9 protein-coding genes are annotated in these 6,997 nt (G+C 39.0%); 2 read left to right on the forward strand and 7 right to left on the reverse strand.

Going from position 1 to position 6,997, the window contains the following annotated elements:
• Nucleotides 1–211: 211 nt before the first annotated feature.
• From B3Q46_RS12110 to arsC, 7 genes are all read right to left on the reverse strand, one after another.
• Complete coding sequence (locus B3Q46_RS12110; RefSeq protein ID WP_005253618.1) at nucleotides 212–1,303, reverse strand: ArsO family NAD(P)H-dependent flavin-containing monooxygenase; 1,092 nt, start codon at nucleotides 1,301–1,303, stop codon at nucleotides 212–214.
• A 109-nt stretch (nucleotides 1,304–1,412) separates the two neighbouring features.
• On the reverse strand, nucleotides 1,413–2,366 hold the full coding sequence (trxB, locus tag B3Q46_RS12115; protein ID WP_005021621.1) for a thioredoxin-disulfide reductase: 954 nt from the start codon (nucleotides 2,364–2,366) through the stop codon (nucleotides 1,413–1,415).
• Nucleotides 2,367–2,383: 17 nt separating this feature from the next.
• The gene (gene arsH, locus B3Q46_RS12120; RefSeq protein ID WP_005253621.1) at nucleotides 2,384–3,088 is read right to left on the reverse strand and encodes an arsenical resistance protein ArsH; all 705 of its coding nucleotides are present in this window, start codon (nucleotides 3,086–3,088) and stop codon (nucleotides 2,384–2,386) included.
• A 4-nt stretch (nucleotides 3,089–3,092) separates the two neighbouring features.
• Nucleotides 3,093–4,133, reverse strand: a complete 1,041-nt coding sequence (gene arsB / locus B3Q46_RS12125) for an ACR3 family arsenite efflux transporter (RefSeq protein WP_010116223.1) — start codon at nucleotides 4,131–4,133, stop codon at nucleotides 3,093–3,095.
• Between the two features lie 5 nt (nucleotides 4,134–4,138).
• Nucleotides 4,139–4,612: an arsenate reductase ArsC gene (locus tag B3Q46_RS12130; RefSeq protein WP_004726772.1), complete on the reverse strand. Its 474-nt coding sequence runs from the start codon at nucleotides 4,610–4,612 to the stop codon at nucleotides 4,139–4,141.
• A gap of 4 nt (nucleotides 4,613–4,616) precedes the next feature.
• Nucleotides 4,617–4,940 carry a metalloregulator ArsR/SmtB family transcription factor gene (locus B3Q46_RS12135; protein WP_004644742.1) on the reverse strand — a complete coding sequence of 108 codons (324 nt, stop codon included), beginning with the start codon at nucleotides 4,938–4,940 and terminating at the stop codon, nucleotides 4,617–4,619.
• A 44-nt stretch (nucleotides 4,941–4,984) separates the two neighbouring features.
• On the reverse strand, nucleotides 4,985–5,413 hold the full coding sequence (arsC, locus tag B3Q46_RS12140; RefSeq protein WP_004644743.1) for an arsenate reductase (glutaredoxin): 429 nt from the start codon (nucleotides 5,411–5,413) through the stop codon (nucleotides 4,985–4,987).
• 315 nt (nucleotides 5,414–5,728) lie between these two features.
• Between arsC and B3Q46_RS12145 the strand changes: the two genes are divergently transcribed.
• Entirely contained in the window at nucleotides 5,729–6,337 is a 609-nt protein-coding gene (locus B3Q46_RS12145) for a recombinase family protein (RefSeq protein WP_286716021.1), read from the forward strand.
• A 265-nt stretch (nucleotides 6,338–6,602) separates the two neighbouring features.
• Entirely contained in the window at nucleotides 6,603–6,830 is a 228-nt protein-coding gene (locus B3Q46_RS12150; protein WP_004812234.1) for a hypothetical protein, read from the forward strand.
• Nucleotides 6,831–6,997 lie beyond the last annotated feature (167 nt).

A 6,997-nucleotide genomic window follows, 5' to 3' on the forward strand; every position in this document is an offset into this window, starting at 1 on the left:
GACGACCAAATTGTTATCAAGCTCTATAAAACCTGTACTTTTATTGAGATAAGACCTAAGGCGTTAAGTAGATATTCTATCTATTTAACGCCTTGTATTTATCATTCAATAGAGCAAATAGAATTATGAAAATGGAATTATTTTAGCTTACCTAATATAGGTAACGTATTGAAAAGAGTCTATTTTAAAATCCTCTAATGAGATAGATAGCTCATTTTTCTAAATAATTTTTAGTATCAATTTCGTGTAGATAAGCAACGATTTCCTCCACTGTGGTTCTCGCTGTTCTAGAAACTCCAATTATCGTAGCTGAAGCCATCCCAGTCCATTCCCCATAGCCTACCAACCACAAGTTCGGCATCTTGACCGATCTTCCGTCCTTAACCTCTATCAGGTTGTCTGGCTCTATCACCCCCAGAGTCCTCAAGTGATCCAAAGAAGCTTTAAACCCTGTACACCAGATCACCGCATCGACTTGCTCTTTTGAGCCATCAGGCCAAATGATAGAGTCTGTGGTAAATGATTTAAAAGGTGGACGACTATGCAAAACCCCTCTCTGCCTTGCCTCCTTAACACTATCAATCATCACAATATCACCAAGCCCCCCAACAGGCTGATCAATGACTTTACCCTCTTGCTGTGCTTTTAAGCGTTCCGTCGCTCTTAAAAACAGTACACGACCGTCCACATCATCGGATAAAAATTGAGGTGGAGTTTTCGTGACCCAAATGGTTTCAGCAACTTGTGAAACCTCAGCGAGTATTTGAGCGCCTGAATTCCCACCACCCACAACGATGACTTTCTTACCTTTAAATGGGTCTGCATTCATGTAATGGGCTGAATGTAACTGTGTACCTTGAAAGTTTTCTTGTCCCGGATAATCAGGAATAAACGGCTGGCTCCATGTCCCGGTTGCACTAACCACGGCCTTGGCTCGCCAAAACTTTTCTCCAGCATATACGTCTAAATACTTTCCATTCGATTCCACACGATCGACATGTACTGGACGAACAATCGGAAATTGATATCTCTGTTCATAAGCCGATAAATACTGAATCACCTCATTTCGTGTTGGATAGGTCTGTTCAGTGATGGGCATCATCCAACCGGATAGAGAACTCCAGGTATTAGGAGAAAAAAGACGCAATGACTCCCAGGTATGCAGCCAGGCACCCCCTGCTTGATTTTGCTCATCCAATATAATGAATGGGATTTTCTTGCGCTTTAAAAAATAAGCAGTAGATAAAGCAGCCTGTCCACCACCTATAATGATGACATCTGTTTCCGTCTGTTTCTGGTTCAACGCCTTTTCCCCTTTTGTTTTTTATATCTGATTTCTTTAGTGCAAAAACCCAATCATGAAGACTGGGTTTTTACATTTATTCACTTTTTCAATTATGACAACCTACTCATCAATTCAGATTATCAAGATATTTTTCAGCATCAAGTGCAGCCATACAGCCTGAACCTGCCGAAGTAATCGCTTGACGGTAAACGCTGTCAGCAATATCACCCGCAGCAAATACACCCGGAACAGATGCAGCAGTCGCATTACCTGCCGTACCGCTTTGAACCTGAATATAACCATCACGAAGGTTCAACTGACCTTCAAACATGCCGCTATTCGGTTTATGACCAATGGCAACAAATAAGCCAGTAACTTCTACATCTTGTTTAGAGCCATCTTGGGTAGATTGCAGGCGAACTGCAGTTACACCTGACGTTCTGTCACCAAGAACTTCGTCCACTTGATGATTCCAAGTGATGCTGATTTTACCTTCTTTCTCTTTCTCGAACAGATGATCTTGAAGAATTTTCTCTGAACGCAAAGAGTCACGACGGTGAACTAGAGTCACGTGTGAAGCAATGTTGGATAGATAAAGGGCTTCTTCAACCGCAGTATTACCACCACCGACAACCATAACTTTTTGGTTTTTGTAGAAGAAACCATCACAGGTTGCACAGGCACTTACGCCTTGACCCATAAATGCAGCTTCAGATTCAAGACCTAAGTACTGAGCCGTTGCACCTGTTGCAATAATCAGGGCATCACAAGTGAACTCTTCCATATCACCTTTTAGAACGAATGGACGAACGCTTAAATCAACTTCGTTGATATGGTCATAGACAATGTCAGTACCAAAGCGTTCAGCATGCGCTTGCATACGTTCCATGAGTGCAGGACCAGTTAGACCTTCAGGGTCACCCGGCCAATTGTCGACTTCGGTTGTTGTGGTCAACTGACCACCTAGCTGTAAACCGGCAATCAGCGTTGGCTTTAAGTTGGCACGTGCAGCATATACAGCTGCGCTATAACCCGCAGGGCCTGAACCTAGAATAATTAATTTAGAATGTCTCTTTTGCATTTAATATCACCTAGCGTTTACAAACTACGCTGATTCACACGTTTAGATAATTCTTCAGCCGATTCCTTACGTTCAGAATAACGATCTGTCAGGTATTTGCTTTGACCACGGGTCAGTAGGGTGAACTTAAATAACTCTTCCATCACATCCACAATCCGGTCATAGAAAGCTGAAGGTTTCATTCGTCCATCTTCTTCGAATTCCAAGAATGCTTTTGGAACTGAGGACTGATTTGGAATGGTGATCATCCGCATCCAACGACCCAAAATACGCATCTGGTTCAGGCTGTTAAATGACTGTGATCCGCCACTGACTTGCATCAAGGCAAGAGTTTTACCTTGGGTGGCACGGATTGCACCCCCTGCCAGTGGAATCCAGTCTATTTGTGATTTAAAAATTGAACTCATAGAACCATGGCGTTCAGGTGAACACCAGACCATGCCTTCTGACCATGCTAAAAGTTCATGCAACTCTTTTACTTTTGGATGCTCAGTATCCGCATCTTCAGGTAAAGGAAGCCCTTTAGGATGAAAGATTTTTACTTCCGCCCCAAAATGCTCCAGGATTCGACCGGCTTCAAGAACGGCAAGGCGACTGTAAGAGCGTTCTCGATTCGAGCCGTAAAGGAGCAAAATGCGAGGGGGATGAGCAAGTTCTTTTGCCTGAACTTTTTCAAAAGTCGGTTGCTCAAGAAGATTAAGATCTACGTTTGGGAGATTCATAGAATTAGGCCTCTTTAAAAACTTTTTTTCTCAGCCAGAGCGAAACACTCACCAAGGCAATCAACACCGGAACTTCGACCAATGGACCAATAATCGTGGTAAAAGCAACAGGTGAAGCGATACCAAAAGTGGCAATTGCGACTGCCAGTGATAATTCAAAATTATTCCCGGCTGCAGTAAATGCGATTGCTGTGGTCTTAGGATAGTCATTGCCCATCCATTTACTCATGAAGAAGCTGATAAAGAACATCAAAACGAAGTAAATGGTTAAAGGAACCGCGATTCGTAAAACTTCCAGTGGAAGACTCACGACATCACCACCTTTTAGGCTAAACATGGCCAGAATCGTGAACAGTAAAGCCATTAAACTCAGCGGGCTGATTTTCGGAATAAACTGAGTTTCATACCACTCTACCCCTTTTTGTTTCACCAGAATCCAACGCGTTAAGAAACCCAACAGAAATGGAATACCAAGATAAACCAGAACAGCATGGGTGATGGTCCAGAAATCAACATTAATGACCTGTGAAGCAACACCGAAATAAGGTGGCAGGAAGGTCAGGAATAACCAGGCATAGGTACTGAAGAATAAAATCTGGAAGATACTGTTAAAGGCAACTAAGGCTGCAACATATTGATTATCACCACAAGCTAGGCCATTCCAAACCAATACCATGGCAATACATCGAGCTAGACCAATTAGGATGACACCAGTCATATATTCGGGATAGCTATGTAAAAATATAATAGCCAGAGCAAACATCAGTACTGGGGCAATTAGCCAGTTTTGTATTAAAGATAAAGTTAGTGTTTTTTTATCTTTAAATACTTGTGGCAACGTCGCATAGTTCACTTTTGCCAGGGGGGGATACATCATCAGAATAAGACCAACTGCAATTGGAATATTCACAGAGTTGATACTTAATTGATCGAGTGCGACAGAAGCTTGCGGAAAGAAGTTTCCGATTGCAATACCTAGAGCCATGGCAATAAAAATCCATAGCGTCAGGTTACGATCTAAAAAGGATAAGCGTTTTTCAGACATATCTCTTACTCAACATTCGAAATTTTATTGATTTCAGCAATGAGTTCAGGACGAGAAAGTTTATTTACATCTAGGGCAAATAAAGCATCTAAACGACGGTTGATATGTTCAACAGTGGTCATAAAAGCTTTCATTTTTTCTTCTTTATTTACTTCCAGGTGTGAAGGATCAGCTAGGCCCCAATGTGCCTTGATTGCTCCACCCAAATAAAGTGGACAGGCTTCTTGAGCAGCAGAGTCACATACCGTGATCACAACATCAGGTTGGTACTGTTCACAGTCATCAATCGTTTTACTCCATAAACCTTCAGTAGATAACCCTAAGTTTTCAAGGGTTTCTAAAGTTAGCGGGTGAACTTGACCTGAAGGCTTACTCCCAGCGCTATAGGCTTTCCAACCTTCTGGTGCTCGGCTATTAAACAAAACTTCAGACAAAATGCTACGGCAGCTATTTCCAGTACATAAAAATAAAAATTTCATTGAATTACTCACAATAACTATTTACAGAAAGGGGGTGTTGATCATCCAGCTTTGATTGAGATTGAACCGTCTTCAAAATATCTAAAATTTCATAACACCAGTTGGCCAATTTTGGATTGATACTGTAGTAAACCCATTGGCCTTGTCTGCGATCTTGAAGTAGCCCTGAAGCACGTAAAAGGGCTAAATGTCTTGAAATTTTAGGTTGACTGAGTTGTAGTTTTTCAGTCAAATCACATACACATAGTTCTTTATTTTCAACAATTAATGTCACTATATTGAGACGTGTTTCATCTGATAAGCATTTAAAAAAATTAACTTGATCCATATAAGTCTCCTTCACATTCTTTCCATTCAAGAGATGAGAAAGTGCTATTTAATTCTTAGGCCATTTTCATCAATAATTTTTTCACCATCTTCTTTGCTAAATGCGCCTTTCTGAGGAAACGGGAGAATATCCAAAACAACTTCAGAAGGACGACACAAACGTGTACCTAAATCCGTAACAACGAATGGGCGGTTAATCAAAATAGGATGTTGAAGCATAAAATTTAAAAGCTGTTCATCAGACCAATCTTCCCGAACAATTTCTAAATCAGAATATGGAGGTACATTTTTACGAATTGCTTCTCTAACACTTAAACCAGCACTACGAATAAGTTCAATTAATTCTGCTTTCGAAGGTGGGGTAATTAGATATTCAATAACGATTGGTTCAATTCCTGCATTTTGAATTAAAGCTAAGGTATTCCTTGATGTACCACACTCAGGATTGTGATAAATCTTTATGGTCGAGAACATTTTGACTGACTCTGCTATTAGAAACTCAGATATATTTATATACGTATTTCCACATATATGCAAATACATATATTGATTTTATTTAAATTACTTAATGTCAATAAATGTATATATATTCTTGCAAATTCTTATGAGTGAGAAAAAACTCGTTATTTAAATATGTATATTTAGAGCATACCCTAAAGTTACAATCTGAAAGTTCATGAAATTATGTATCATTTAAATGATTTTTAATCATAAATAACATGTAACTTTAGTATTAAGGATTTATAATTTACGAAATTGTTCATTTTTATCCAATTGGGGCGTGAAAAATTGAAAGGCCAAAAAGTAGGGTATATCCGGGTAAGTTCTGTCGAGCAAAACACTGGACGTCAACTTGAGGGAATTGAAGTCGACCGGATTTTTGTTGACCGTGCTTCAGGTAAAAATACTGACCGACCTAAATTTCAGGAAATGTTGAACTATGTCCGGGAAGGGGACAGGGTGATTGTACATTCCATGGATCGTTTTGCGCGAAGCCTGAAAGATTTGGTCACTGAAGTAGATAAACTGGTCAAACGAGGGATTGCCATCCAGTTTGTAAAAGAAAATATTACTTTTACGGCCGAATCCACCCCGATGGATAATTTGATGCTGCAATTGATGGGTGCTTTTGCACAGTTCGAACGTGAGATAATTTTAGAGCGGCAAAAGGAAGGAATAAAACTCGCCTCTGCTCAGGGGAAGTACAAAGGTCGGGTACATAAATTGAAACCTGATCAGGCTGAAGCTTTGCGACAAGACTGGAAGGAAGGGAAGTACCCTTCAAAAATGGCATTAGGAAAAGCTTTTGGGATTAGTCGTNNAGTGAATAGCTTATTGGGATTGGCAACTAAATTTAGTTTAACTTATAAAAATCATGAAACATTGTTCGAATTTTAAGCGTGGAACATAAATAATCAATAAAAAGCCGCTCTGGTACCCTATGCCCCACAACGGCTTGATCTAATATACTGAAATTTAATGATAAATATCAAGTATTTCGTATAAGGTGTATTATGTTATTTTTAGAAAAACTTAACTTAAATAGATAAATCTAATATATTATCTTTCTCACAATTTCATAAATATCAATTATCTAATAAGCTTTAAATCCTCTTGCTAAGTCTGTATGCTGTTTTATCAGAAAGATACTATAGAGGGTAATATGCATAGTTTTTCTGTAAAAGAATTGGATCAGTTGATTGAAAATGATCTAAAGGAAAAGAAAAAATCTAGTAAGTTATTGATTGGATATAAACTATTTAATGATCTAATGAATGACCCTAAATTTTATGCAGAAGTGACAGATTCAGCCCTGAGTGCCACAAAACGAAAATATAAGAACCTCAAGATCAAGATTACGACGGATAAATATCAACTTCATTTTGAATAAAACATAAAAAAGAGAGCTAGCAGCTCTCTTTTTTATGATAGAAGTGTACTCACTAGTACACTTCTATCATATCCATTTTACATAATGGTCATTATGAATAGTTATTACAATTTCATTAATTATCATATAGATATATTTTTTTGACTTCGTATAAGGTGTATTATGTT

This window comes from Acinetobacter sp. UBA2581 (genome assembly GCF_002339435.1).
Lineage (GTDB): Bacteria > Pseudomonadota > Gammaproteobacteria > Pseudomonadales > Moraxellaceae > Acinetobacter > Acinetobacter variabilis.

Coding starts and splice junctions, on each gene's coding strand:
- trxB (WP_005021621.1), bottom strand. CDS start 2,366: ATGCAAAAGAGACATTCTAAATTAATTATTCTAGGTTCAGGCCCTGCG.
- arsH (WP_005253621.1), bottom strand. CDS start 3,088: ATGAATCTCCCAAACGTAGATCTTAATCTTCTTGAGCAACCGACTTTT.
- arsB (WP_010116223.1), bottom strand. CDS start 4,133: ATGTCTGAAAAACGCTTATCCTTTTTAGATCGTAACCTGACGCTATGG.
- B3Q46_RS12130 (WP_004726772.1), bottom strand. CDS start 4,612: ATGAAATTTTTATTTTTATGTACTGGAAATAGCTGCCGTAGCATTTTG.
- B3Q46_RS12135 (WP_004644742.1), bottom strand. CDS start 4,940: ATGGATCAAGTTAATTTTTTTAAATGCTTATCAGATGAAACACGTCTC.
- arsC (WP_004644743.1), bottom strand. CDS start 5,413: ATGTTCTCGACCATAAAGATTTATCACAATCCTGAGTGTGGTACATCA.
- B3Q46_RS12150 (WP_004812234.1), top strand. CDS start 6,603: ATGCATAGTTTTTCTGTAAAAGAATTGGATCAGTTGATTGAAAATGAT.